Annotated in this window: 19 protein-coding genes and 9 pseudogenes; 14 read left to right on the top strand and 14 right to left on the bottom strand. The window is 69.3% G+C overall.

From position 1 onward, the window contains the following. Positions 1-69 precede the first annotated feature (69 nt). The gene (locus tag ABZ490_RS26690) at positions 70-2,838 is read right to left on the bottom strand and encodes a hypothetical protein (RefSeq protein ID WP_358994763.1); all 2,769 of its coding nucleotides are present in this window, start codon (positions 2,836-2,838) and stop codon (positions 70-72) included. Between the two features lie 217 nt (positions 2,839-3,055). Between ABZ490_RS26690 and ABZ490_RS26685 the strand changes: the two are divergent. After that, positions 3,056-3,343 (top strand): annotated as a pseudogene (locus ABZ490_RS26685) (serine/threonine protein kinase); the annotation flags it as partial. 41 nt (positions 3,344-3,384) lie between these two features. Here ABZ490_RS26685 and ABZ490_RS26680 read toward each other — a convergent pair. From ABZ490_RS26680 to ABZ490_RS26670, 3 genes and pseudogenes are all read right to left on the bottom strand, one after another. Beyond that, entirely contained in the window at positions 3,385-3,903 is a 519-nt protein-coding gene (locus ABZ490_RS26680) for a hypothetical protein (protein WP_358994760.1), read from the bottom strand. Positions 3,904-4,040: 137 nt separating this feature from the next. Continuing rightward, positions 4,041-5,942 (bottom strand): annotated as a pseudogene (locus tag ABZ490_RS26675) (sensor domain-containing diguanylate cyclase); the annotation flags it as partial. Positions 5,943-6,432: 490 nt separating this feature from the next. Then, positions 6,433-6,577, bottom strand: a pseudogene (locus tag ABZ490_RS26670) (transposase); the annotation flags it as partial. Between the two features lie 249 nt (positions 6,578-6,826). Between ABZ490_RS26670 and ABZ490_RS26665 the strand changes: the two are divergent. Continuing rightward, entirely contained in the window at positions 6,827-7,381 is a 555-nt protein-coding gene (locus ABZ490_RS26665; RefSeq protein ID WP_358994757.1) for a hypothetical protein, read from the top strand. Positions 7,382-7,975: 594 nt separating this feature from the next. Next, positions 7,976-8,503 (top strand): hypothetical protein, encoded by a 528-nt coding sequence (locus ABZ490_RS26660; protein WP_358994754.1) that lies wholly within the window; start codon positions 7,976-7,978, stop codon positions 8,501-8,503. Here ABZ490_RS26660 and ABZ490_RS26655 read toward each other — a convergent pair. Beyond that, complete coding sequence (locus ABZ490_RS26655; protein WP_358994780.1) at positions 8,404-8,712, bottom strand: hypothetical protein; 309 nt, start codon at positions 8,710-8,712, stop codon at positions 8,404-8,406. The two genes, ABZ490_RS26660 and ABZ490_RS26655, sit on opposite strands and share 100 nt — an antisense overlap. 51 nt (positions 8,713-8,763) lie before the next feature. Continuing rightward, positions 8,764-8,874: pseudogene (locus ABZ490_RS26650) on the bottom strand (SpoIIE family protein phosphatase); the annotation flags it as partial. Between the two features lie 581 nt (positions 8,875-9,455). On the opposite strand from ABZ490_RS26650, the pseudogene ABZ490_RS26645 reads away from it, so the two are divergent. Further along, positions 9,456-10,047 (top strand): annotated as a pseudogene (locus ABZ490_RS26645) (endonuclease). Positions 10,048-10,178: 131 nt separating this feature from the next. Continuing rightward, entirely contained in the window at positions 10,179-10,316 is a 138-nt protein-coding gene (locus ABZ490_RS26640; RefSeq protein ID WP_358994751.1) for a hypothetical protein, read from the top strand. Positions 10,317-10,319: 3 nt separating this feature from the next. Here the strand turns inward: ABZ490_RS26640 and ABZ490_RS26635 are convergent, their stop codons facing one another. After that, positions 10,320-10,745: a CHAD domain-containing protein gene (locus ABZ490_RS26635; RefSeq protein ID WP_358994749.1), complete on the bottom strand. Its 426-nt coding sequence runs from the start codon at positions 10,743-10,745 to the stop codon at positions 10,320-10,322. A 214-nt stretch (positions 10,746-10,959) separates the two neighbouring features. Here ABZ490_RS26635 and ABZ490_RS26630 point away from each other — a divergent pair. From ABZ490_RS26630 to ABZ490_RS26605, 6 genes and pseudogenes are all read left to right on the top strand, one after another. Then, positions 10,960-12,014, top strand: a pseudogene (locus ABZ490_RS26630) (glutathione-independent formaldehyde dehydrogenase); the annotation flags it as partial. A gap of 11 nt (positions 12,015-12,025) precedes the next feature. Beyond that, positions 12,026-12,553 carry a hypothetical protein gene (locus ABZ490_RS26625; RefSeq protein WP_358994747.1) on the top strand — a complete coding sequence of 176 codons (528 nt, stop codon included), beginning with the start codon at positions 12,026-12,028 and terminating at the stop codon, positions 12,551-12,553. Positions 12,554-12,626: 73 nt separating this feature from the next. Continuing rightward, a pseudogene (locus ABZ490_RS26620) lies at positions 12,627-12,955 on the top strand (plasmid stabilization protein). A gap of 8 nt (positions 12,956-12,963) precedes the next feature. Continuing rightward, positions 12,964-13,357: pseudogene (locus ABZ490_RS26615) on the top strand (molybdopterin-dependent oxidoreductase); the annotation flags it as partial. A gap of 624 nt (positions 13,358-13,981) precedes the next feature. After that, on the top strand, positions 13,982-14,188 hold the full coding sequence (locus ABZ490_RS26610; protein ID WP_358994744.1) for a hypothetical protein: 207 nt from the start codon (positions 13,982-13,984) through the stop codon (positions 14,186-14,188). Between the two features lie 129 nt (positions 14,189-14,317). After that, a complete protein-coding gene (locus ABZ490_RS26605) occupies positions 14,318-15,349 on the top strand; it encodes a YihY/virulence factor BrkB family protein (RefSeq protein WP_358994741.1) in 1,032 nt (343 codons plus the stop codon). Positions 15,350-15,383: 34 nt separating this feature from the next. On the opposite strand, the pseudogene ABZ490_RS26600 reads toward ABZ490_RS26605, so the two are convergent. Next, positions 15,384-15,461, bottom strand: a pseudogene (locus ABZ490_RS26600) (flavodoxin family protein); the annotation flags it as partial. A 125-nt stretch (positions 15,462-15,586) separates the two neighbouring features. On the opposite strand from ABZ490_RS26600, the gene ABZ490_RS26595 reads away from it, so the two are divergent. Then, positions 15,587-16,507, top strand: a complete 921-nt coding sequence (locus tag ABZ490_RS26595) for a hypothetical protein (RefSeq protein ID WP_358994738.1) — start codon at positions 15,587-15,589, stop codon at positions 16,505-16,507. A 159-nt stretch (positions 16,508-16,666) separates the two neighbouring features. On the opposite strand, the gene ABZ490_RS26590 is transcribed toward ABZ490_RS26595, so the two are convergent. Together ABZ490_RS26590 and ABZ490_RS26585 are read right to left on the bottom strand one after the other, a co-directional pair. After that, positions 16,667-17,341, bottom strand: a complete 675-nt coding sequence (locus ABZ490_RS26590) for a hypothetical protein (protein WP_358994736.1) — start codon at positions 17,339-17,341, stop codon at positions 16,667-16,669. Between the two features lie 327 nt (positions 17,342-17,668). Beyond that, complete coding sequence (locus ABZ490_RS26585; protein ID WP_358994733.1) at positions 17,669-18,619, bottom strand: NmrA/HSCARG family protein; 951 nt, start codon at positions 18,617-18,619, stop codon at positions 17,669-17,671. A 232-nt stretch (positions 18,620-18,851) separates the two neighbouring features. Here ABZ490_RS26585 and ABZ490_RS26580 point away from each other — a divergent pair, with 232 nt between their 5' ends. Then, positions 18,852-19,910: an MBL fold metallo-hydrolase gene (locus ABZ490_RS26580; protein WP_358994730.1), complete on the top strand. Its 1,059-nt coding sequence runs from the start codon at positions 18,852-18,854 to the stop codon at positions 19,908-19,910. A gap of 138 nt (positions 19,911-20,048) precedes the next feature. Here ABZ490_RS26580 and ABZ490_RS26575 read toward each other — a convergent pair whose 3' ends face one another. From ABZ490_RS26575 to ABZ490_RS26560, 4 genes are all read right to left on the bottom strand, one after another. Further along, entirely contained in the window at positions 20,049-21,128 is a 1,080-nt protein-coding gene (locus ABZ490_RS26575; RefSeq protein ID WP_358994727.1) for an MBL fold metallo-hydrolase, read from the bottom strand. Between the two features lie 149 nt (positions 21,129-21,277). Continuing rightward, entirely contained in the window at positions 21,278-22,612 is a 1,335-nt protein-coding gene (locus ABZ490_RS26570; protein WP_358994724.1) for an MFS transporter, read from the bottom strand. Positions 22,613-22,755: 143 nt separating this feature from the next. After that, the gene (locus tag ABZ490_RS26565) at positions 22,756-23,544 is read right to left on the bottom strand and encodes a class II aldolase/adducin family protein (RefSeq protein ID WP_358994721.1); all 789 of its coding nucleotides are present in this window, start codon (positions 23,542-23,544) and stop codon (positions 22,756-22,758) included. Between the two features lie 140 nt (positions 23,545-23,684). Further along, positions 23,685-25,274, bottom strand: coding sequence for a helix-turn-helix domain-containing protein (locus ABZ490_RS26560; RefSeq protein WP_358994778.1), 1,590 nt, complete (start codon positions 25,272-25,274; stop codon positions 23,685-23,687). Between the two features lie 124 nt (positions 25,275-25,398). Here ABZ490_RS26560 and ABZ490_RS26555 point away from each other — a divergent pair, with 124 nt between their 5' ends. Continuing rightward, a complete protein-coding gene (locus ABZ490_RS26555) occupies positions 25,399-26,421 on the top strand; it encodes a 2-dehydropantoate 2-reductase (protein WP_358994718.1) in 1,023 nt (340 codons plus the stop codon). The last annotated feature ends 1 nt before the right edge of the window (position 26,422 follow it).

Here is a 26,422-nt window from a genome sequence, read left to right as displayed (position 1 = left end):
TCGCCGCCCTCGGCCTCGACATCACCGTCACCCCGCGAGAAGAGACCGCTTGACCTCTACCAACGCGCATCAACTCAGGCCATTTTCAAGAGAGCCGAGATCACCCGTGAGCCCGGTGGCCGCGAGGTGGTCACCGCGGGCAAGGGCGACCTCCAGCAGCCCTTCCAGGTGGGTTCGGGCCTCTTCCGGGTCGTTGTGTTCGAGCACTCGGGCGAGGATCCGGTTGGCGGCCACTTCGTCGTCGCTGTCCTCGGCGCGGCGCACGATGTCCCGTAGAGCGGGCAGCAGCGTGGCGGCGGTCCTGGGCGAGGGGTCGCGGAACAGCACGCGTTCGAGCAGGAGGGCTGCCTGGCTCCAGTGGCCCTGGCGCAGCAGGTACGGCAGGGCGGCGCGGGCCGTGTCGACGACCTGGCCGGAGCCGCCGTCGTGTTCCGTCGAGAGGCTCTCCATCGCGCGGCCGGTCCAGTACGCGGCCAGCTGCCGGTCGACGGCCTCCCGCAGGCGCTCGCCGCTCTGTCGGCCGGCCTCCGCGACCTCGGGGTGCACGACCAGGACGACGATGTCCTCATCGGCGCCTCGGTCGACGGTGACGAGGCTGCTCTCGGCCAGCTCGGACCAGTCCCGCCACCATGTGTCACCGTCTTCGGTGCTGTCTGCCTCCGTCTCGTGAAGCAGCGGCCCGATGTCCTCGAAGAGCGCGGGCCTGCGGTCGGCAGGCTCCAGACAGCACAGGACATGGAAGAGACGGCGGGCGGTCCCGGACAGCGCAGCCACCACACCCGTGGTCCACCTGGTCAGGACGGTCGAGTAGGCGGTGGCGTCCGCTCGGGTGGCGACGCCGATGTCGAGGTAGCTGCGTGGGGCGATGCCCAGCTCTTCCCAGGAACGGTTCACTTCGGCGAGCCGCGCGGCAAGGCGCGCCGGGTCGGACAGCTCGCCCTCGGCCAGTTCGACCAGGGTCGGATGCCCCTGTGCCGAGGTCAGAACCCCCACCGCGAGGGTCTGGCACAGGCTCGGCTGCAACCCGGCCAGGTCCCCGTCCAGCAGCGCCCTGAGTTGCGGCATCTCACGAGCGAGCAGCACGCTCTCGCGCAGCGACAGGGCATCGACCTGGTGCACGGACACACCGGGATCCAGGGAGCGGGGGGCGCGCCGCCCTGTCATGATCAGCCGGGAGAAGCCGCGGTGCCCGGTCAAGGCGTCGACCACAAGCTCCCATCTCGGGTCGCGCCATTGGCCTGACGCACTGAGCAGAGACTCCACGTTGTCGAGGACGACCAGGACCCGCCTCTGCTTACAGAACTGGGTGAGCATCGGCAGGAACGCCGACAGCTCTTCCGGCTTGTCCAGCAGTTCGACGAAGTGAAGTCCATCGACGCGCTGCTGCAGGGCCTGGGCGAATTCGGCGAGGGAGGGGGCGATGTCCGCAGCATCTCCGTCGGTCTCCTCGGGGGCCCGATACCAGACGAGCGCCGAAAAGTTGTCCTCCTGTCCATAGGCGAGTTCGAGCGCACACGCAGTCTTGCCCACACCAGCCATGCCCTGAAGGAAGATGCCGGACCCTCCACTGTGCGGCGCCAGGCAACGGTTCGCCGCGGACATCAGGGCGCCTCGGCCCACGAACCGTGCGGGCTGATCGGGGAAGCCCGCCAGCTTGAGTGCACTCCTGTCGAAGATCAGGGCGCGGCCCTTCGGCGGTTCGAGCAGGAGGTCCACGGCGGTGCCGCCGAACAGCGCGGGCGAGCTGGCGGCCAGGGGCGGGCTGGCCTCGGTGGCCGGCGTCTCGACCACTCGGGGCAGGGCTAGCGCCACCGCGCGTCCCAGGGAGTTCGCCTGTTCCACCATCAGTTTGAATACGGCACCGTTCAGCTCGGTCACGAAGTCGTCGGTAACGGTGTGACGCATACCGAGCACCGCACAGTCGAGGCGATCAGCGAGGACCTCGGCGAGGGTACCCACGTGCGGGGAGGCACCCGACCGCTCCAGCTCCGTGGGCCCGTCGTGTCGCGACGACTCGGCGGACCGGTGCGCGGAGCCGATCCCCAGCGCCTCCAGTCGCTGGTCGGTCAGGGTGTCGGCTGACGAGCAGGCCGCCGCCAGTACGAACTTGACGCGTCGGCGCAACGGCGCCAGCAACTCCACCAGAGCGTCCCCGCCGATCGGGTCACGGCTTCCGTCCGGCTTCTCCAGGACGAAGACGCCTTCCCCACCGTGGCCGGACAGCACGAGAACGTCCCAGCCGTGCCCGTGCTCCACGCATTCGCTCAGCCGCTCACGGGTCACGCCGTATTGCAGGACAATCAGCTCGATGGCGGTCTCACCCGTCTTGGCCACCGTGTCGAGCAGGCGGGCGAGCTGCAGGCGTTCCCGCCTCAGGTTCAGCGCGGAGGTCCCGTCGGGCAGACTGAACAGAGCGAGTACCCGCAGGGCGTCCCTGATGGGCCGCTTCCTCTTCCGTGCCGGCCTGTCCGAGGACGCCGCAAGATCCCGGACAAGGCTGACGCGGTGCAGCGGCAGGGCCTTGCCGTCGATTACCGCCGCTTCCCAGGGCAGTGCCGCGACGAAGCGGGCCTCGACGGGGACCTTCATCCGCACCACGCAGGGGCCCTCGTCAGCCAGGATGCGGCCGATCTCCCGGAACGCCGTCCGGGTGATCCACCGGCCCAGCTCGTCGAGGAGTTCGCTCTCATGCTCCAGGCGCCGACTCGGGTCCGCCCGCCATCGCAGATACGGCTGCAGATCCCGGAAGGCGTCGACCTGCCAGTCGGACCCGTTCAGATGGACGTCGGTCTCCTCGATCACCAGACCGTCGGCCTCCAGGACCCAACGCCAGCTCACCTCCGTGACTTTGCCCGTGATGGGCTCCGTCACCGCTTGAAAGCCGCTCACACCGAGGCAGAAGTCCGCCGGTTCGGTATCCACGGTTCCCCCCCTGTGCGTCATGGCTGCTGCCACAGGATCCTAGGGCGCGTTCACCCGCGTTCCGACGACTCCGCCGAGTCAGGGAAGGCCTCCCGATCTTCGACCGAAGTTGTCGTCGACGATCGGACAGTTCGTGAGTGCTGCCGGCTCCGGCGAGCGGATCCAGCCCGCTCGCCCCGGTGATCCCTCCCGCGTCGGCCCCTACCGCGTGGTGGGCCGGCTCGGTGCGGGCGGCATGGGAACCGTGTACGCCGCCCTCGCCGACAGCGGAGAACGGGTCGCGGCGAAGGTGGTTCACTCCGTACAGGCCGCCGACCCCGAAGCCGACTCCCCCTGGCTGGCGACCGCCTTCGTCACCGGCACCGCCCAAGCCCTCGCCACGATCCATGCCGTCGGCGTCGTGCACCGAGACGTCCAACCGCAGAACGATCAACTGTATGCGTCAAAGCCAGTGACGACCTGTTATGGGACGGAGGGAGGAAGCGGCTGCTGGGCTGCGTTTGTCGCGGTCCTGGTGCCCAGGGACAGAGCCTTCATGTCATCAGGATCACTGCGGCGCAGCGCGTACAGCTTACCCATTGCCACCAGGCTGGGACCCCAGAGAAAGAGCGAAAGCCACCACATGTCCTTGGCCACGTAAACGCCGACGACGAGCATGGCGACACTGATCACGGCGCTGAGGTACAGACCGGTCATCCGGAGTGCGTGCAGACGCTTCTCCCGCTCCAGTCGCAGCATGCCGTCCGCAGCGGCCTTGGCGTTCTCTTCAGCCCGTACGGTGGCATCACGCTGCATGTCCAGCTGCCTCAGGCGGATTTGGTGCTCCCGCTTCAGCTGGGGTTCCAGCGCTTCGAGCGCAATTTTGAGTTTCTCCGGCCCGCCCAGGGCGGCGCCCCATTTCATGGCGATGTCCAGACCCGCTGCGACGACGGGATCGTCCTGCGGGAGGGGCAGAGCACTGCTGTCTTCGTCCGTAGTCACTGCCGGGCGCCTCCGTCGCCGTTTCCTGCTGGGGCGTATTCGAGTGGGGTGGGTTCGGGAGGCGGCCCGAGCCGTACAAGCAGTCGGGCGAGGGTGTGCTCCAGCGTCTCGCCGGCAGCCCTGGCCATCGCAGGAGTCTCGTCCTGCATATGTGGTGCGTATCGCTGGACCCGGTCCTTCCCCCAACTCTTGGCGCGATACATGGCTCGGTCGGCGTTGCGCAGCAACTCGCTCGCGGCAAGCCCCGGCTCGGCGAAGGCGACTCCGATCGACACGGTGACCTTGACGTCTTCGCCATCGATGGCGAAAGGCTGGGACAGAGCGATTCTCAGCCGGTGAGCGAGCTCGAGAACGTTCTGCTCGTGGACCGAGTAGTCGCGGCTGCTGCTGTGCGCGACGAGGGCAGCGAACTCGTCGCCGCCAAGCCGGGCCACGATGTTTTCGATACCTACGTATTGCTGAAGCCTGCGAGCGGCTTGAACCAGCAGTTCGTCTCCGGCCTGGTGCCCGATCGTGTCGTTGACGGCCTTGAAGCCGTCCAGGTCGATGAAGAGGATCGCCGTGCCTCGATCGGAGGCGTGGCGGCTGGTGAGTGCCTGCTGGACACGTCTGGTGAACAGAGCACGGTTGGGCAGGTCGGTGAGCGGATCGTGCTCGGCGTTGCGCTGCAGCTGCGCCTGTAGGCGCACTCTCTCCGTCACGTCCCGGCTGTTGAAGATGAGGCCGCCGTGATGACGGCTCACGGTGGACTCGACGTTGAGCCAGTCGCCGTCTCCCGAGCGGAAGCGGCACTCGATGCGGGTGGTGGGTTCCTCTTGGAGGCCGGCGGCGAGGAAGCGACGCACCTCGTGCACCACTTGGCCCAGATCCTCCGGGTGAATGAGGTTGGCCAGCTCGGTGCCCACCAACTCCTCGGCGGACCGTCCATAGACCCCGGCGGCGGCCGGGGAGACGTACCGCAGGACCCCGCTCGGCGCGGCGATCATGATGACGTCGCTGGAACCCTGCACCAGGGAACGGAAGTGGCTCTCCTGCTGCGCGAGTTCCTGGGTGAGCGTGATGTTGTCGATGAGCGTGATGCCCTGACGTACCACCAGGGCGAGCAACACGGTGCCACCGGTCAGGATCACCACGCGGTCCACGCTGCGGCCGCTGAGGACGTTGTAGAGGATCCCCAGGGTGCAGGCGGCGGCCGCGAGATAGGGCGCGAGGGCGGCCGCCGAGCCGGTGATGCGCTGAGTGGCCGGATACCCCACGTGACGATGGTCATGGTCGTGGCTATCCCGATGCCCCGGACCCCCGCTCACACGAACGGCTGCCTTCGGATGCCCACTCCGAGGCGCGGCCCAGGGGACATACGACAGGAGCAGCGAGCCGGTGAACCAGCCCGCGTCCAGGGCCTGGCTCGAGTGGTAGCTGCTGTGCAGCAGCGGCGAGGTGAACAGGAGGTCGCACAGCACGGTCAGCGTGAGCGTGCCGATCGAGGTGCTGATCGCCATGCGTGTGACAGCCGAGCGCCGGAAATGCAGGGTGAGCACCATGGAGACGAGGGCGATTTCCAACAGCGGGTTCGCCAAGGACAGCGCGGTATGCGCCACGCTGAGTCCCTCGAACTTCACCTCCAGGGCAAAACTCCACGACAGGGTCAGCAACGAGCCGCCGAAGAGCCAGGCGTCCAGCCCGAGACAGACCCAGCCCGCCCTCGTCACGGGCCGGTTGGCAAGCACCAGCAAGCCCAGGATGGCCGGCGGCGCGAAGCACAGGAAGAACCCGTCCGCGTAGATGAAACCGGGTACGGGCCGCTGCAGAACCACCTCGTACCACCCCCGGACCAGGTAGCCCAGGGCCGCCATGGCTGAGGAGAGCGCGAACAGCCGCCAGGCCGGCCGGAGCTGGACAGGGGGGCGACGGGCGTAGAGGAAACAGGACACAGCCGCCGCGCCGGAGGCGGCGCCCAACCCGAAATCACCCACGACCAAGGCGGCTTGGCCCGACCCCCAGCCGACCGCGGAACCGACGGCGTATCCCGCGCACACCATGACGAGTACGAGCAGCGCGTACCACGGCAATCCGCTGCCGGGAGCCTGCAGACGCGAGGCTGGCACCCTGCTGCCGGACTCCAGCGGACCGATCCTATGGTGACGAGTGTCCACAGCCCCCTCACGGCAACTTGTACAGTGTCGGGGCTCCAGCTCTGAAGAGTTGGTGGCCCGTCTGCTGGCATGGCACCTGGATGGTCATTCGATGATGTCGTCTTGAAAGCTACGCGGCGGCTTCCGTCCACGGGACGGTAGTGACGGCTTCTACCCCGATCGAGTGAAAGCGGCCGGTCCGCTGGGTGCCTCGACCATGCAGTCGTGCCTGCCGCAACACTGATGCGCGCGGCCGAGTCAATCCCGCGGACTGGCAGGGCGGCACCTGTTCACGAGTCGTCGAGGCGAGGGGAGCGCGGCACTGACGGACGACGGACGCCGCCACTGGCGCACGGCACCCCTGGTACTCCAGCCGTAGAGGCGGCGGTGACGGCGACTGAGAGTTCTCGATCCGTCCGGCGGTGCCCGGTGTACTGGCGCTGGACGCCTACCGTGTGCGTGCCCTTCTTGAGGTCGCCGGTCTCGTCGACCACCAACACGGCCTGGTCGTCAGCCAAGTGCTCCAGCACGAAGGCGCGCAGATGGGGTTCGACCCGCGCGAAGCGATCCGCGATCCGGGTCCATCAAGCCCTCGAACATCGCCCTCCAGCAGGCGGGCACTACGCTGTGGCCCGAGGCCACCGCTTCATCGTCAGTCCACACACCTGACGATGATCGTCAGTGGCCGCAGCTGTCTCCGCACCGGGCCCCACCAGCAAGATCACGCCGTAGAACTGCCGAATGTGGCAGTTCTGTTCGCATCGGGGTGGCTTGGACCCAGGTGAGTGTCGGTGGACGGCGCTATCGCCCTCGCTATGGAAAAGGATCTCCTCAAGCACTTTGCTCCTCTGCCGGATCGGACCGGCCAGGTAGGCAGCATCGAGTCACTCACTCTGGATGGGCACCGCTACTACTTCGGCTTCGACTACAAGAGCGACGTGGTTCTCTCTCCGCTGATCGACGATCCCAAGGCCATGGCTGCCTTCGCGAGCGAGTACATGCGTCAGACCACTGGCGGGCATGACGTGACCTACTGGGAGGGCCTGGTCCACGCAGCGGCCGAGGGCACGGAGCTGGACTGCGACGATGCGGAGCGGGACATCGCCTCGCGGGACTTGCGTGGGGATGTGCCGGGCCGGACACCGAGAGTTACCTGCTCCACCTTCTGGGCGCGGCTACGGGATGGGACGACTGGTTCGAGGAGGCGCCGGAGGTACAGCAGGCGTGCGAGCGTCTCGGGTTCGATGACGAGGACTCGGAGTTCATCGACCACCGTCTTCAGGCTGTCCGGGAACATGGGGCACAGACGCGACCTGACGAGTGGACAGTCGCGCGCTTCCACCTGACCGCGGCGACACAACATCTGCCAGGCAACTGGAACATGCTGTTCGCACCACTCGCGGAGGGCGTCACGAGTCACCAGTGAGCGGCGCCGCAACAGGACAGGAGCCCGCTCACCCTCATCGCACCGGACCCCACCGGCAAGATCACATCCATGGCTGGAGTACTAGAGGCACCGAAAGGGCGCCTGACCTGGGAAATCTCCCGTCAGGCGCCCTTGTTGTTCGCTGTTCAGGCAGCAAAGCGAACTCACCCGCGAAGGGCCGGCGCCGACAGGCGGAATGAGATTGTCCGGGCTGGCTTCGTGTCGGATATGCGGACAGGCGGATCCGCTTGCGGGGCCTATGGGCCGGGTCGCGCAGGTCGTCGAGCGCAGAATGTGCTTCGCGGGCACCGCGGGCCGGGACGGCGCCGAAAAGTCGGCGCAAAAGTTCAGTGAGCGTTTGATTCTCCGCTGCCCGTTTCCTTTGGCTTGGCTGTCGCTCCGGAGAGCCACCCAAATGCCTACCCCAACCAAGCGGCCCCCCGGCCAGCCTCCCACACCCCCACGCCCGAGCACCCACACCATACAAAGCCACGACCACAAGGAGAGAAACCCCATGCGTTTCACCCGCACCGCACTCACAGCCGCCACGGCACTCCTCACCCTCACCGGACTCGGTACCACCGCACACGCCGACGGCTACAACACGGACAGCGGCAAGGGCAAGCCCTGCTTCATCAGCGTCGTCGGCCACCACAACACCAGCGCCTGCGGAAGCATCACCTACGGCGACAACGCGACCACCGGACAGAACCACAGTGTGGGACTTCCACAGGTCCAGGACTTCGGGCCGATTGCCGTGACAAACAATGCGGGCTTCGATCTCGTGCTGGCCAGCCTGAGTGGCCCCATCTCAGGTACCCCCGATACACCGATCCCCGTAGGTGCTCAGAACATGCCTGTTTATCGAGTCAACGGACTCGGAAATGGCCAGGCCACCATCACGTCTGATAACGGCACTTACGAAGCAACGATCTCAACGTCCTATTTCGGGGGAATTGCAGGCCCCAGTACCAGCTGCCAAGCGGAAGGGAACATCCGCTGCTCCGTCAATGGCAACTTGGTGGTATTTTCCCCTGCCTGACAGGTCGGCGTTGTTCGTGGCCTAGAACACCCCCACAGCCAAGTTCCAGACAGATGTGTCGGACAACGATCTGCCGGCCGGGCTCTGAGTCCGTGCCCTCCGCGCCGCCGCGGCCCGGAACGCGTCGCCTCGCGGCCTGGAGTCTGCTCCCGGGCCCGCACTCTGGTGCCGAAGCGGATCGCCCACACCAGGGCGGCCGTGATGAGCACCCCGCAGACGACGATCTCGCCGCGGCGCTCGTTCAGACCGTCGTGGTCGACGCCGAGGAGGAGGCCGTGGCCGCCGACCGGACAGCGGGTGTCGCCGTCCTGGGTGATCGGCAACGGTGGTGGGTGTCCTGCGCTGGAGAACTCCAGCGTCCACCTGGCGTCGTCGTGTTCGCCGACAGGTCGTGACCGGTGACTTCACCGGCGGACGGGTCCACAGACGTCAGCAGGAGCGGACCGGCACCGGCCAGAAACCGGCTGAGCGGGCCCACGGGTACCTCCGGAACGGGAGGCAGCGCCCCGGGATCGCGGTGCACGACGCTGACGAGGAAGGGCCGGCCGCCGTCCTCCAGCAGATCCACCGCGGCCCAGTCCGCCGAGCTGCGGAACCAGGAACCGGCACACCCGGCTCAAGCCGTTTCGCGGGTCGAGCGCGCTGGACAACGCGGTGGTCGCCTCGGTCGGCAGTGTCAGCCGGTCCAGTGCCCGCTGCACCACGTCGTCGACCTCGAAATCGTCCACGACCTCAGGCCGCTCCCGCCGACTGGTCCGTCGCCGTTTTCCCGTTCGCCGGAGGGGCACCCGGCGGGTGGATGGACAGCTCAACGGCCCGGCTGCGCGCGCCGATCGCGGTGCCCCTGCCTCAGGAGAGCCCCGGCATCGGCCCCTGCGCACTCCTCCCGAACCGCCTCGCCCAGGTCGGCGGTCCCTGGACGGGCCTGGGCCGCGGAAGGAGTGATGCGATCATGCCGACCGCGACACAACGAGCCAGGACCGACGCCCTGCTCACCGGCCACGGGCAGATCTACGCGAGAGGCCGGCGTGAAACTGCGTGACCCGCCGCAGCCGCTCTACCAGTTGCTGGTGCTCGCCCACCTGCTCAGCGCACGGATCAGGGCGTCCGTGGCCACGGACGCCGCGCGCGCCCTGTTCGACGACGGGATGCGCAAACCGAAACGCATGAGGGAAGCCACCTGGCAGCAGTGGGTGGACGCCCTCGGCAAAGGCCACTACCGCCCGTACGACGAGCGCACCGCCACCCAGCTCGGTGAGGCCGCCGACGGCGACGTCGAGGAAGGCAAGCGCCTGCTGCGCGAACTGCCCGGCATCGGGCCCGCCGGCGCGGACATCTTCCTACGGGAAGCCCAGGGCGTGTGGCCCGAGGTCGAGCCGTATTTCGACGCCAAGGCCCTCCAGGGCGCCGACCGGCTCGGTCTCCCGAAGTCGCCCGGTGCCCTCGCCCGTCTGATCAAGGAGAAGGAATACCCGGCACTTGCGGCCGCACTCGTGCGATCGGCGCTCGACAAGCGGGTCGCGGACGACGTCGCGGCCCCGTGAACGGCTGGGGCCGCACCCTGAGGCTCTCGCCGCGTTCCTGACGTTTGTGCTCGGGCCGGTGCGGACATCTCTCCCCCACGCGTCCGGCTTCGTGAGATCGCGAAACCCGGCGGACGCCGAAGGAGGCAGACATGCGCCGTATCCGTGTGAGCAACAGGACCTTGAAGACGGACAGTCGGCGCATCCGCGAGGAAGCCGACGAACGTCCTGTCGAGCGCGCCGAGGTGCGTAAGGACATTGCCCGCACCTGGTGGCCGGACGGCAGTTGAGGTCTAGGTGAGCGTCTTGCGCGGATCGCGCCGCGGCGTCGGCCCGCACCGTCGGCAGCTCGCGTTCGCTCCTGTCGGCCGCAGGTTGTTCCTGTCCGTACAACAGGCTTTGGCGCGCTTGCCCAGGCGCTTGGCGGGCTTGCCGAGTACATCACGCGCCGGCTCCGTGGCGTACCGGGTCTTCTTGGCCGCCTTACGGGCTTCGTGCAGGGCCGTGTCCGTCGGTTCCGCCCGTCCTCTGCCTGAGCACGGCCGAGGTACCGGCAGGCGCAGGTCGTCCGTGTCGTAGTACACGGCGTCCAAATCCTCGGTGCCCCGATCCACGACGTTCACTATCGGGCCCACACCGGTGAGGTCGGGCAGCCAGGTCGTGTCCTCCGCCGACGGGGCTTCGTACTTTCGCCCGGTTCCCTGCTTGGTGTCGGCCATGTCCTGCCGCGGACACGCACGCGGCCCCCTGCAGACATCGCCGGTCGGGATCCGGCAGCCCGCTCCGCGCCGTCCCGCACTTCATCCTTTTCTTCCGTTTCACCCGAATCACATGTGGGGACCCGGCACGCACGGCACCAGCACGCCAACCGTCTTCCGGTCGGCAGCCGGAGCGGCAGGAGAGGAGCAACCGTGAAGGCCGCGGTATACGAACGAGGGCCGGACGTCGTTCGAGACGGGCCGCAGCATGGGGCACGAGAACCTCGGCGAGGTGGTGGAGACCGGATCGGCCGTCCGCAAGGTGAAGGTCGGCGACTACGTCGTCCTCCCCTTCAACTCAACGTCGCCTGCGGATTCTGCAAGCAGTGCGAGCAGGGCCTGACCAACTACTGCCTGACGATGCAGCCGGAGCCCGCCCTGGCCGGGGCCGCCCGTGGATTCGCCGAGATGGGACCGTACGAGGGCGGCCAAGCCGAGTATCTGAGGGTCCCGTACGGCGACTTCAACGCGCTGCGCCTCGGCGAGGACGCGGTCGAGCGGCAGAAGGACTACGTGATGCTCGCCGACATCTTCCCCACGGGCTATCACGCCACCGAGATGGCCGGTGTCGGGCCCGGCGACCAGACCATCGTCCACGGCGCCGGCCCGGTCGGGCTGATGGCCGCCTGCTCGGCGATCCTGCGGGGCGCCGGCCGGGTGTGGGTCGCCGACCACCAGCAGGACCGGCTGCGCAAGGCCGAGGAGATCGGCGCCCTCGCGATCGACACGACGACCGAGGACCCGGCCGAGGTCGTGAAGGAGGCCACGCTCGGGCTCGGCGCCGACAACGGCTGTGAGTGTGTCGGCTACCAGGCCCACGACCCGTGCGGGCAGGAGGACGCCGCGCTCACCCTGAACGGGCTGATCGACAGCGTCCGCTTCACCGGTTCGCTGGGAGTGGTCGGCGTGTTCCTGCCCGAGGACCCGGGCGGCGCCGAGGCGCAGGGCGAGCAGGAGGCCCAGGGGAGGATTCCGTTCGACTACGGGCAGATGTGGTTCAAGGGGCAGCACATGGGGACCGGCCAGGCTCCCGTGAAGCGCTACACCCACGCCCTGCGCGACCTGATCGCCTCCGGCCGGGCCGAGCCGGGCTTCGTCGTCTCGCACGAACTGCCCCTGACCGAGGCGCCGTCGGCCTACGAACACTTCGACCGGCGGGACGAGGGCTGGACCAAGGTGGTCCTGCATCCGGACGGCCACGGCGGAGAGGGGCGGGGTGGAGGGAAGTGAGGGCACAAACCATGACGACACCGGTGTCGGGCACCCGCCCGCAGATCCGCAGGATCCGCACGGACCTGCTCGGGATCTACCTCAACGACCATCTTGCAGGTGCCACGGTCGGAGCCGGACGCTCCGCGTTCATGGCCCGATCGCATCGCGACCCGCCGTACGCGGAACCACTGCGTCACCTCGCGGGTGAGGTCGCCGAGGACCGGGCGAGCCTGCTGCGCATCATGCGGAGCCTGGGCGTGCCGGAGCGCCGCTACAAGGTCGCGGCATCGGGTGCGGTCGAGCGACTGGGACGGCTCAAGAGCAATGGGCGCCTCTACCGGCGTTCACCGCTGACGCTGGTGATCGAGCTCGAGTTCCTCCGGCTGGGGGTGAAGGGCAAGGAACTCGGCTGGCGCACGCTGCGCACCCTGGCCGAGGGCGACGACCGCCTCGACGAGCAGGAGCTCGACGGGCTGATCGCACGGGCCGGGCGGCAGATGAGCACGCTGGAAGAGCTGCGCGTCGGAGCGGTCCGGCAGGTGCTGCTGGCCGGCTGACGCGGAGCGGGAGGACCGGCGCGTCGGACGACAGCTTCGGGGAACCCGGGGCAGAAGGGTAAGGAGGAACGCCATGCCGGCCGGATCGAGTGCCAAGCGGGAACGGCAGTACGAGCACATCAGGAAGAGCGCCGAGGACCGGGGCGCGAGTCCGCCGGGCGGGCCAAGGAGATCGCCGCGCGGACGGTCAACAAGGAGCGGGCGAGGTCGGGCGAGTCGAGGACCGCGAGCAGGACGTCCACCCGTGACCCGAAGTCCGCTTCCGAGCGCGGCGGGCAGCGCTGGCACAGCAGCGCGCAGGGTCCGACGAAGGACCAGCTGTACGCGGAGGCGAGGAAGCGCAACATCGACGGCCGCTCCTCGATGACCAAGGAGCAGCTGCAGAACGCGCTCGGCCGTTGAGGGGGAGGGTGAGGGTAAGGCCGGTGCAGGTCGACTCCTGTCTCGCCCCCGGCGTCAGCGCCGACACGGTCGAGCGATGGGTCCCGACGGCGTCACTGCTGCACTCCGACGGAGACGCGGTGGACGTCGCGGTCGCCGACGGGCGGAACTCGGGGTGCGCGGGCGGCCCGGTGACCGGGCGAACCACGGTCGGCTGGGCCCGAAGGACCTGTTCGGCCGGCAGGCCAACCACGCCGAGGACCGGCTGACCACTCCCCTGGTCCGGGACGGCGGACGGCTGGTTCCGTGCGGCTGGACAAGGCGATGCACCGGATCACCGCCCGCGCAAGGGAGCTGCTGGACGAGAGCGGACCCGGCTCGATCGGCTTCTGCACCAGCGGCCAGCTGTTCCTGGAGGACTACTCCCCGACCGGACCTGGACATCCTGCTGCGACCGCACCGGCATGACGTACGGACGGCTGCGCGGCGCCGGCGGCATCCGGTGGGCCGCTCCCGACGACTGCGAGACGTACGGCCGCGACCTGGTGACCGGCGCGTCCGTCCCCGAGACCGAGTGCCGGCAGCTTCCCGTTCACCGAGGGTGCTGCATGCGCTCAGGCACACGACGCCCACGACCACCGTGAGGGCCATGCCCCTCCCACGCGAGAACCAATGGACCACGGCTCACGCGGCCGGCCAGCACGCCCACCCCGATCACCCCGGCGAGCCCCGCCAGGTACGCGGCCGACAGAGGACGTTCCTTGGGCAGCGTGCTGCTCGACGGGGCGGATCTCACGCTCTCCGGTGGCCAGTGACACGTCGTACGGCGCGGTGGCGCTGTGCACCGCAGCGGAGGCGCCCCTCGTGGTCAGGACGAGGGGATTGACGCGGGTGAGCAGTCCGAGGACCACAGGCACGCCACACCGGTCACCTCCCTCGTTAGGCCCGCAGGCCACCGGGTACTCGGCAGCGCGTCCTCACCACGGCGCCACCGGAAGGGACGACGCCCGGGTTCGGCGTTCGCCAACCGGACGGGCGGCGAAGACCATGGAACGAACGGCAGACACGACGGGGCTCGCTCTCCTCGTGATCGACATGATCAACACGTACGACCACGAGGACGCCGAGCTGCTCATAGTTCTACGAAACCCCACTGGCCTATCTGCTGTGGCGACTGCCGTCGGGCACGTCGTACTGAGCGGCCAGGTCACCGAACAGCGCGTCCTGTACTGGAGTCCGCCGCGCTGGAAATGATGGAGCGCAACATGGGCGCCCTGATCACCACCGCAGCGAAGATCAACTTCGCTCGTCCCGGCGCGGGACCTGGATGGCACATTTACGTAATTTATGTATAAGTTGCAGCGATACGGAAACTCGTGCGGAATGGTACGCACGCTGAAGCCGCACAGACGCCATGACGAGCATGCCCCGGCCGCCGACGGGCCGGGCGAGCGTGCGGAGCGGCGGGCCCCGGACAAACCGAGCGATCTGCCGAAGCGCTCCTGGGTAGCGGTGCCGAAGGGCAGCCTGAAGGAGTTCAAGAGGGATGAGCTCGCCGACCGGGCTGCGGCACTGACCTATTACTCGATCCTGGCGCTGTTCCCGGCGCTGCTGGCGCTGGTGTCGCTGCTGGGAGTCGTCGGGCAGTCCGCCACGCGGGCGGTCCTGGACAACATCCAGAAGCTCGCCCCGGGGGCGGCCCAGGACATCCTGCGGGGCGCGGTGCAGCAGATGCAGGGCAGGGGAGGGCTCGGCTCGCTCATGGCCGTCGTGGGCCTGGTGCTCGCGGTGTGGTCGGCGTCCGGTTATGTCGCCGCGTTCATCCGCAGCGCCAACGCGGTCTACGACATCCCCGAGGGCCGGCCGGTGTGGAAGGTGCTGCCGGTACGGGTCGGCCTGACCGTCGTGCTGATGGTGATGGCGGTGATCAGCGCGTTGATCGTGGTCTTCACCGGGAGTCTCGCCCGGCAGGCGGGCACGGCGCTCGGGGTCGGTGACACGGGGCTGACCGTGTGGTCGTACGCGAAGTGGCCGGTGCTGATCCTCCTGGTCACCGTGATGATCGCGGTCCTGTACTGGGCCGCTCCCAACGCGCGCCTGCGCGGTTTCCGCTGGATCACGCCGGGCAGCTTCCTGGCGCTGCTGATCTGGATGGCCGCCTCCGCCGGGTTCGCTCTGTACGTGGCGAACTTCGCCTCGTACAACAAGACCTACGGCGCTCTCGCGGGCGTGGTCATCTTCCTGGTGTGGCTGTGGATCACCAACCTGGCGATCCTGCTCGGCCTGGAGTGTGACGCCGAGCTGGCTCGTCAACGCGCGGTCGCCGGGGGCCACCCGGCCGAGGAGGAGCCGTACGTCGAGCCGCGCGACACCCGGACCTGGGACGAGGAGGACCACCGCCGCCTCGGGACCTGACCCGGCGCCACTGACGAACGCAGCCGGCGCGGGAGTCAGGGCCCGGTCCGGGGCCGAGGTGCCAGTACGTCCACGCCTGGCCGGGGATCGTGTAGCCGATGTCGGCGAGGGCGTCGGGCGTCTGCGTACCGGTGCGGAAGGCGGCGCACGGAAGCCCGACAAGCCCACTCGCCACAGAGAGTGCACGCCCACTCTCTTTGAGTTACTATCTGATTGGTCATCGGCGGGAGGAGTGCCATGAGCTACACGCTGTTGCGCGGCTTGTTCGTCATCCGCTATCCCGACCTCCCGCGGCAGGGGCCGGAGCCCGACGGCGACACGGTCAAGTTCCATCCGGACACACCCGCCCTGGTCGAGGGCCTGCGTCGGCCGTCAGGTACACCGCCGGACATCAACGCCCGGGGCATCTCCGTGCGGCTGGAAGCGATCGACGCACTGGAGACGCACTTCGGCGAGACCCACCAGGAACTGGACGGCGCCGACAAGGCCCGTGACAGGCTGCTGCAGCTCCTCGGGTTCACCAACGTCACCTTCTTCGAGGACCATCCGAACAAGGTCGAGTCGGCCGACCAGGACAGCGTGCGCGGATACGTCCTCTCCAACGGGATCGACGCCAACGGCCGCATGATCGGGTTCGTCCACCCGGGTGACCCGGCCGAGCCCGACGGGGCGGACGTATTCCTGGACGAGGCCGGAGTGGACCGGTCCGCCAACGCGACACTGCTCACCGAGGGTCTGGCCTACCCGGCGTTCTACGCGACCCTGCCCGCCTCGCTCCGCACCCACCTGACGACGACGTCCCGGGCGGCGCGAACAGCGGGGGCGGGGGTGTGGCCCCGCTCGAAGGCCGACCCGAACGGCAAGGCCGACGTCCCGGATCTCGACGCGCTGCAGCGGTTGGTGATGTGGCCCAAGCTGTTCCGGCGGATCGTGCCCTACCTCGCGGCGGGGGCCACCGACTTCAACGGCTTCGACGCCTGGCTGCGGAGCGACCCGGTCCACCGCGACGATCCCCTCTTCCTGCTGGACCGGGGCGAGTACGGCAACCTGCACGACGTGATCGACGCCGCGGGCCAGGACATTCAACTCACGGTCTGGCCGGAGGACTTCATCATCAGCCCCGACCCCGCACCGCCGGGGGCAACCATCCACCCCTAGAAGGTTCGCCGAGCGCGGCAGCACGCCGACGATCCGCTTCCGCAGCACTTCGAGGCTGTTTCCGCAGGTCAGCAGCCCACACGCGACCATGCGGCGAGGCCTGGGCGAAGTTCGCGCCGACCAGGCGCCGTCGGCGACCTGAACGCCGACGGTGCCCGGTCAGGCCCGGGGGGCGGGCACCACACTGAGGTGGCCCGCTGCGCGCCGGGGGGTGCCACGTCGGATTCCGCGGGGCGCGGGCACGGGGCGCGGCTCGCGCAGCACCAGCGTCAGCCGCCTGTACCCCATGTCCAGGAGCGTCGTCGGGGTCTCGACGACGATACGGCACCGGGTGTCACCCCTGCGCGCGTCGGGATGGTGCAACGAGCGGACCGCGCCGTCGAGTTCGACGGCGACCTCACCGACCGCGCGGATCCAGTGCGGCAGCCCCTGCCGGTACGCGGCCTCCATGATCGGGTCCTGCGCGATCTCCCGGCGGATCGCCTGGAGCCCGGCGTCGTGCCCGTGCCGCTCCACGGCCGCCGAGAAGCAGGCGAGCATCGGCAGGCACCAGCCTGACTCGTGGTCCGCGAGGACGGACGACGCGTCCGGGTGGAAGAGGACGAATCGCAGGAAGTTGTCCCAGGGCAAGGCCGTGGGGTGCGGGCTCACGTTCCCGAAGAGTGTCTCGAAAGCGGTGTTGGCCTGGACCACGTCCCAGCGGTGGTCGAGGACCACGGACGGGAAGGGAACAGCCTCCAGGTAGGCGGCGTAGTCCTGCAGATACGCCTGGGCCTCGAGAGTGTCGGGGACGGGCCGCGGTACGGACCGCTGCCCTCCTGCCTGAAACGCCATCGGGAGGTCACCCCTCTTGCCCGTGCCGCCTTCACGCGGCGACCCGATCCTGCTGCCCGGGGGCGTGAGGTGTCAACTACCGTGGCATTCCGTGCTCGTTGACGGCTGAAATTGGCCACAATTGTGGCGTGACCTGGATGCGAGGCCGACGGACGGGATGTTCGCCAACAGGCCCGTCGTCGCGGCCACGTCGCCGTGCGCCGCACTCTGGCCCCGTCCCCCTACTCCTTCGAGGCGCTGTGCGACACCGTGCCGAACGCCCCATGTCATCCCGGCGGGCCGGGCCGGCCTGCCGGGATGACGGATCGCGCGGTGGACGGCGGTGGATCAGTTCGTCTGGATGCGGGCCGCGTTCTCGGCCAGCCAGGTGTCGAAGCTCTTCAGCTCCGGGTGGATCTCCCGGATCCCGTCCAGGTCGCGGGCTCCGGTGAACTCCCGGTCGAAGTCGCCGTAGTACTGGAACATGTTGGCGATCTCGTCGCCCGCCGGAACACCGAGGGAGCGGAAGACGTCGTAGGGCACCGACTGGAAACGCACCCGCTCGCCCAGCGCGGCCCCGATCTTCTCCGCGTACTGGGCGCCGGTCAGGTGGTCGCCCGCGAGGCCGACGGTGTGGCCGATGAAGCGCTCGCCGCCCTTGAAGACGGCCAGGGCGGTGCGGCCGATGTCGTCCACGTCCACGCCGGACAGCCGCTTGCCGTCCTCGAAGGGCAGGGTCAGCGTCAGCACGCCGTCCTCGGCCCGCTTGGGACCCATCATCGACAGGAAGCCCTGGTAGAAGAACGTGGTGTTCAGGAAGGTGGTCGGCACTCCGGCCCGGCGGAACAGCTCGTTGGCCTCGCCCTTGGCGTCGAAGTGCGGCACGTTGTACTTGCCCTGGAGAACGGGCATCCGCTCGTCCTCCAGGGGCAGCAGCTCACGGGTGTCCTCCAGCGTCGACCACACCACGTGCCGCAGACCGGTGGCCTTGGCCGCGCGGACGAGGTTCTCGACCTCCTCGGTCTCCTTGGCCGCCGATCCGTGCGCCCAGAAATTGGTGACGAGGAAGGCACCGTAGGCACCCTCGAACGCCTTGTGCAGGGTCGGCTCGTCATAGAAGTCCGCCTGCACGACCTCGGCACCGAGTTCGGCGAGTTCCTTGGCGGCGGGCGAGTCGGGGTTCCGGGTGAGCGCGCGCACCGTGAATCCGGAGTCCGGATCGGCCAGGATCGCGCGTGCGGCACCGCCGCCCTGCGCGCCCGTGGCTCCAGCGACCGCGATGACCTTCTTCTCACTCATGCCGGCTACCCCTGCCTCGGAAACTATCGTTGACGCATCAACCAAAGCAGGCTTTGAGTGATGCGTCAACTTCTTCTGGCGCGTCCCAGAACCCGACCGTTTCCAATGTCGCGTCGGCCACTGGAAGAACGTCATCACTATCGGCCTCGATATTGGTCCTCCAGGGGCCCCACGCCCATGCTCCTTCACACCTGCTGCAAAGCGTCACATCTCCCAGCAAGGAGCCGCACACATGAACGAGCCGCGACACGACCTGGCCCACCCGGCGTTCTCCGCAGGCCACCGCTCCCTCACCCGCCGGCGCTTCTGGCAGCTCGGCGCCGCCGTGGCGCTCACCTCCGGCGCGACAGCCCTGCTTCCGGGACGCACCGCCGCCGCGGCAGCACAGGACTACTTCGACACGGCTGCCGAACTGGCCGGTGACGACCCGGTTCTCACGAGCCTCGTCAAGGCACTCACGGCCGGCTTCAGCGTTCCGCGGCCCGCCGCGCCCGAGCCGCTGAAGATCTTCGACGACGTCGCGGTGCTCAGCGCCGGCTGGGTGTCCGCCACGGCGATCCTCACCTCCGGCGGCATCATCCTCATCGACGCCCTGAACAATCCGACCGAGGCCCAGCGTTACATCGTCTCGGGCCTGCGCACCCTCGGTGCCGACCCGGCGGCCATCAAGTACGTCGTCGTCACCCACGGCCACGGCGACCACTTCGGCGGTGCCCAGTACCTCGCCGACACCTACGGCGCCCGCGTCCTGATGGCCCCGGCCGACTGGGACGCGCTCGCGTCCACCCGGCCCGCCAACGCACCCACCCGCGACCTGGACATCACCGACGGCCAGGAACTGACCCTGGGGGACACCAGCATCACGCTCCACTACACGCCGGGTCACACGCCCGGCACCATCTCGCCGATCTTCCCCGTCCACTGGCATGGCACCGCCCACACCGCCATGGTGTGGGGCGGCACCAATCCACCCACCTCCACCGCGGACAAGCAGACCTACCTCAGCTCGGTCCTCAGCTTCGCTTCCAAGATGAGCCAGGCCGGGGTCGACGTCGAGCTGAGCAACCACGGGTTCTGCGACTACGGCCTGGAGCGCATGGCAGAGCTGCGCACGTCGCCGAACACCACGGACAACCCGTTCGTCCTGGGCACTTCCGGCGCACAGCTCTTCATGGACGTCATGGAGAACATGCTGCGCGGACGCATCGCCCAGGACCAGGAGTCCGCCGACGCCGCCGCCACGGCCGCGGCGATGGCCGCCACGGCCCCGCACGCGGGCTGCGGCTGCTGACGGACGAGATGACGACGGGGCGCGGCCGGCCTTCTCCTCCGACCGCGCCCCGCTGTACACCCGGATGAGGGAGCGCACCCGCTCCACCCCTGTTCGCGCTCGTCGTGCGCCCGGCTCGACCGTTCCTGACCGCTGCCGTCAGCAGCCGCAGCCCGTGCGCGGGGTGGTCGTGGCCGGCGCCACCGCCTTGGTGGCGGCGCTCCCCGCAGCGGCGGAGTCGGCGGACTCCTGGTCCTGCAGGATGCGACCGTTGACCATGTCCTTCAGCACCTTCATGAAGAGCTGTGTGTCGGAGGCGCCCACGACGAAGGGGTTGTCGGCACGGTCCGGCGCGCCGCGCAGTTCCTCCAGGCGCTCCAGGCCGTGGTCGCAGAACGCGTGGTTGCTCAGTTCGACGTCGACCCCAGCCCGCTTCATCCGGGAGCTGAAGTTCTGGGCGGAGGCGAGGTAGGTCTGCTTGTCGGCGGTGGCGGTCGGCATGCCGGTGCCGCCCCACAGCATGGCGGTGTGGGCGGTGCCATGCCAGTGGACGGGGAAGATCGGCGAGATGGTGCCGGGCGTGTGACCCGGCGTGTAGTGGAGCGTGATGCTGGTGTCCCCCAGGGTCAGTTCCTGGCCGTCGGTGATGTCCAGATCGCGGGTGGGTGCGTTGGCGGGCCGGGTGGACGCGAGCGCGTCCCAGTCGGCCGGGGCCATCAGGACGCGGGCGCCGTAGGTGTCGGCGAGGTACTGGGCACCGCCGAAGTGGTCGCCGTGGCCGTGGGTGACGACGACGTACTTGATGGCCGCCGGGTCGGCACCGAGGGTGCGCAGGCCCGGCACGAGGGTCTGCTGGGCGTCGGTGGGCGAGGTCAGGGCGTCGATGAGGACGATGCCGTCCGAGGTGAGGATCGCCGTGGCGGACACCCAGCCGATGCTCACCACCGCGACGTCGTCGAAGATCTTCAGCGGCTCGGGCGCGGCGGGCCGCGGAACGCTGAAGCCGGAACCGAGCGCGGCGACGAGGTCGGTGAGGACGGGGTTGTCACCGGCACGTTCGGCAGCCCGGTCGAAGTAGTCCTGTGCGGTCGAGGCGTCCGCGGCACCGGCGAACTGACCGCGCAGCAGCGTGCCCGCGCCGACCGTGACCGCCGCGGCAGTACCGAACTGCCAGAAGCGGCGGCGCGTGAGGGACCTGTGGCGGGGGCCCTGGGTGGTGCCGGTCGTCGGGTCGTTCATGGGGGCTCCTTGCGATCGGGGGGCAGGGGGCGGGGACTGTTTCCGGGCTGCCGAAAAGGTCCTCCCGGCCCGGCGGCCGAGAGGACGGATGATGCATCAAGTAGATGAATGATGGATCAACCAGCTGGAGGGCCGAGGCCGACCGCGCCTCAGGCGTTGACGGTGGCCTGCCCGTCCCGCTGGTCGGTCACGGCGCCGCCGAGCGGCACGTCCTTGCGCTCCTTCACGAAGAAGGACGTGGCGAGGCCCACGACGGTGACGGCCGTGAGGTAGACGGCCACGGAGTAGACCGTGCCGGTGCTGGTCTGCAGGGCCTCGGCGATCATGGGGGCGAAGGCGCCGCCGAGGACGGCTCCGATGGCGTACGACAGCGCGGCGCCGCTGTAGCGGACGGCGGTGGGGTACATCTCCGAGAACAGGGCGGCCTGCGGACCGTAGGTCAGGCCCAGGCCGACGCTGTACAGGACGAGGGCCAGCACGATCAGGCCGGGTTCGGCCGTGTTGAGCAGGGCGAAGAAGGGGAACATCCAGGCGAGCTGGATGACGAAGCCGATCCGGTAGACGCGGATGCGGCCGATCCTGTCGGACAGGATTCCGCCGATCATGGTGCTGGTCAGCCAGACGGCAGCGGCGACCATGACACAGATCAGGATGGTCGTCTTGTCCATCTTGAGGTGGTTGACCGAGTAGGCCTGGACGTAGCCGCCCGTGGTCATGTAGCCGACGGCATTGTTCGCGGCGAAGAGCAGCGCACCGCCGATGACGAGCGGCCAGTGCCTCTTGAACAGGGCGGCGAGCGGAGTGCGCGCGTCGTTCCCGGACTCCTTCAGCTCCTGATAGACCGGGCTCTCCTCGACCTTGCGGCGGATGACGAAGCCCGCGGCGACGAGACCGACGCTCAGCAGGAAGGGGATGCGCCAGCCCCAGGCGAGGAACTGATCGTCCGTGGTGAGGGCGGTGATCAGGGCGAGGACGCCGTTGGCCAGGAGCAGGCCCAGGGGGGCTCCGAGCTGGGGGAAGGCGCCGAATCGGCCGCGCTTGCCGGTGGGTGCGTGCTCCACCGCGATCAGGGCGGCGCCTCCCCACTCGCCACCGGCGGACAGGCCCTGCAGGATGCGCAGGAAGACCAGGACGACCGGGGCGGCCATGCCGATGGAGGCCCGGGTGGGCACCAGACCGATGAAGGTCGTGGCGGCACCCATCAGCACCAGGGTGGCGATCAGCATGGCCCGGCGGCCGATCCGGTCACCGAGGTGGCCGGCGAGGGCCGCGCCGACCGGCCGGAAGAAGAAGCTGATGCCGATGGTGGCGAAGGAAATGATCATCGAGTCTTCGCCGAAACCCTCGAAGAACAGCTGGTTGAAGACCAGGCCGGTGCTCAGGGCGTAGATGAAGAAGTCGTACCACTCGATGGTGGTGCCCGCCATGGCGGCGAGTGCGACCGTGCGGTGCCGGCGGCCGAGTGCCGTCGAGGGTTGGGACATGGCACGTCCGATTCGTAGTCGGGTCATCGTTGGCCCGGAGCGGAAGGGATGAGCGGAAGAGACGAGCGGAAGGAATGAGCGAATGGGGGGTGGGGATCAGGGTGGGGGCGTGACCGTGCGGGGGTGGTGCCGCGGGGACGTGGTCAGACCGCGTAGTCGGGGGCGATGCGGTCGATGCGACGGCGCAGCGCGGTGAAGAGGGTCCGGCCCGCCTGTGTGCGGTCGCCCATCTGGAAGGATTCCTTGGTGGAGCGCACGGCCGCGTCCAGGGTCACCGGCATGAGCGGCTCGCCGGAGGACTGGGCGGCGAGCTGGATCTCGCAGGCCCGCTGGAGCGTCCACAGTGCGGAGAACGCCGCGGGCAGTGTCGGGCCGAGCGCAAGGAGACCATGGTTGCGCAGGATCATCAAGTTCCGCTCGCCGAGGTCGGCCACGAGGCGTGGCTTCTCCTCGGGGTCGACGGTGACGCCCTCGAAGTCGTGGTACGAGACCATGTCGTGCAGTTGGGCGGCGTAGAAGTTGTCCCGGTCCAGCCCGCTGCGCAGGCAGGCGACGCCGGTGCCGGCGGTGGTGTGGGTGTGCATGACGGCGTGCGCGTCGGGCCGCTGGGCGTGGATCACCGAGTGGATCAGCAGCCCCGCCTCGTTGATGGGCCATTCCGAGTCGGACAGGACGTTCCCGTCGAGGTCGATCTTCACCAGGTTCGAGGCGGTGACCTCGTCGTACATCAGACCGAACGGGTTGATCAACAGATGCCCGTCCTCGCCGGGCACCCGCACGGTGATGTGATTGAAGACCATCTCGACCCAGCCCAGGTGGTCGAAGATCCGGTAGCACGCGGCCAGTTCGAGCCGCGCCTGCCACTCCGCCCCGCTCATGTCCACGGGCTTCGTGGGCTTCGTCGTGTGCGTCCGCGTGTCCAGAACGGTCACTGCTGTGCTCCTCGATCGCTTCACGGGCGTCGCCTCTGCGGGAAGGCGTGCCTCGGTGTCCAGGAGCATGGGTGGGGGAACACCCGGCAGCCAATGTCGAGGCCGCCATGAAAAATGGTCGAGCGCTGTGAGAGCCGACACTACGGCTGGGTCAGTGCCGCCAGTTCCAGCGTCAACAGCAGGCGGCGGGTCGGATCGGCGAGCGCGACCCCGAACAGCTGCTCGGCCCGCCGCAGTCGCAAGCGCAGCGTGTTCTGGTGGATGTGAAGCTCGCCGCTGGCCGCGACGACGTCGCCGAAGTGCCGTAGATACGCCGCCAGGGTGGTCGCGTACTCGGTGTCGTGCTCGGTGTCGTACGCCCGCAGGCGTTCGCCGATGCCGGTGCGCAGTTCGGCGTCGCCGCGCACCGCGCCGACCAGCCGCCGCAGCACCAGCTCCGGCCGCAGTTCCTCGGTGCGGTAGGCGCCCGGACCGGCACCGTGTTCCCGGAGGTGGTCCAGGGCCGCATCGAGGTCGCGGCGGGCCCGGAGCAACGGGGACAGGGCACCCACGGCGGGTGAGCTGACCGCGACGAACGAGCGGTGCAGGCTGTGCCGGGCCCGGTCCAGGAGGTGGTCCAGCAGGACGCCGGTGGACACGGGCCCGGAACCGGCGGTGGGCAGCAGGACGTACACGCGGTCGCCGAGCAGGGCGGCCGCCGGTTCGTAGCCGAGGGAGCGGCCGTCGAGGACGGCGAGGTCCACCAGGCGCAGCAGAGCGGCGCGTCGGCGGGCAGCGGCGCCGGCGTCGGCGGCCTCGTCGCCCGCCGCCTGCGTGACCTCGGTCATCCCGACGAGGACGCCGGGGAGGCACACGCTGTCGGGCAGGCCGCTCTGTCCTGCCCGGCCCTCCAGCAGGGAGCGCAGCGCGCGGTCGCGGCTCTCCTGCTCCGCGTCGACCTGGCGGCGCAGCGCCAGCATGTGCAGCGCCGCGACCCGGGCCGCCTCCTGCAGGGTGGGCCCGCACTCGGGGACCGGGGCGTCGTCGGGAAACGCCACCCACAGGGAGCCGAGGACGTCCTCGCCCGCCCGGATCACCACGGCCAGCCTCGGCAGGTTCCCGGGCCGTTGGTGGCGGGCGACCGTGTCGCTCGTCCACACCTTCCGGTCCAGGTGGTCGGCGATCGCGTCCTCGGGCACCCGCCTGCCCAGGATCCCGCGCCGCCGCGTCTCGTCGATGGGCTGGTCGGGCAGATTGGAGTAGGCGACGATCACCTGCTGGGTGTCCATGATCGCGACGGCCCCGCCGACGATGCCGGCCACCGCGTTGGCCAGGGAGAACAGATCACCCCCCGTCGGCGAGCCACCGGGTTCGGAGTCCGCCGCGCGCGCCGCCATGACCGTGGTGACCAGACGCTGGACCCGTGTCCACGGCATCTGCGGGTTGACTGCCAGCACCGGGACCCCGCTGGGGCGGATCCGGGCCAGCAGGTCCTCCCGGACGGGGACCTCACACTTGACGGCGAGCGCGCAGCACGTGTCCGCCGCCGTCCGCAGGGCGGAGTCGAGGGCATCGGCGTCCGCGACGTCCACGCCGACACCGAGCAGCAGGTGTCCGGACGCGGTCGCGCGCACGACCTCGTGAGAGTCCAACAGCTCGACACCGGCGATCCTCGGCTCGGCCGCGGCGCCTTCCGACAGCACGCTGACGACGTCGTCCTGCAGAGCCTCGACCAGCTGTTCCAGGAGCATGGCGGTCACGCCTCTTCCTCTCGCGCGGAAACCCCACATGAATGTCGGAACGTACATCAGTGAGTGGCCACGAGTGTAGGCGGCGACATTGTCGCCGTCTGTGGGGCAGCGCATGCTCACTGCCATGGGACAACGCATCACCATCGTCGGGCCGGGTGCCGTCGGCGCCACCCTCGCCTCGGCGTTCGCCGCATCGGACGCCGAGGTATCCCTCCTCGGCAGGCCGGGCCCGCACCTGGACACGATCGCCGCACAGGGGCTCGCCCTGCGCGGCAAGGAGCAGGGGAGCGAGCAACGGTACTGGTTCCCCACGGCCCACGACGCCGGGCGGCTGCCCGTCCCGGATCTGGCCGTCCTCTGCGTGAAGAGCCGGCACATGCTGCCCGCGGCCCGCTCGGTCCGCACCTGGATCGCACGCGGCACGGACGTCCTGGTCGTGGCCAACGGAGTGCCCTGGTGGCTGCCGTCCACGGCCGAGGACACCGGGGCGGACCCCGTCCTGCGCTCGGTCGACCCCGACGGCGAGCTGCTGGCCCTGCTGCCCGCCGAGCGCGTGATGGCCGGCGTCGCGCACTTCAGCAGCATCGTCGACGGCCCCGGCGAAGTGACACACGTCAGCGGTGACCGGCTGATCATCGGTGATCCGGAGGGCGGAGTCTCCGACCGTGTCACGCGATGCGCCGCGGCTCTCTCCGCGGGACCCGTCCACCCGGAACCCAGCGCGGACATCCGCCGGGACATCTGGGAGAAGCTGCTGGGCAACGTCAACCTCAATCCGGTCAGCGCGCTCACCGGCGCCACCGTCCTGGACATCCTCGACGACCCGGACGTACGGCGGGTCTGCGCCGCGATGTTCGAGGAGACGGCCGCCGTGGGCGCGGCGCTGGGCATCAACAGCGCCATGACGGCCGACGAACGCCTCGCCATCGCCCGCAGGCTCGGCGGGTTCCGCACGTCCATGCTGCAGGACGCCGACCGCGGCCGGCCCCTCGAACTCGACGCCCTCGTCGGTGCGGTGCGCGAACTCGCGCGCCGCACCGGTGTCCGGTCCCCCTCTCTGGACGCGGTGCACGGACTGCTCGCCCTGCGCGAGCGCGTCCGCGGCACCGCTCGCACGCCCGGCACCGCTCGGACGCCCGGCACCTGAA

It is taken from the genome of Streptomyces sp. NPDC005811 (assembly GCF_040630405.1).
In the GTDB taxonomy this organism is placed as follows: Bacteria; Actinomycetota; Actinomycetes; order Streptomycetales; family Streptomycetaceae; genus Streptomyces.
The sequence above is the reverse complement of the archived record's forward strand: the minus strand, read 5'-3'. Positions and strand labels throughout refer to the sequence as shown.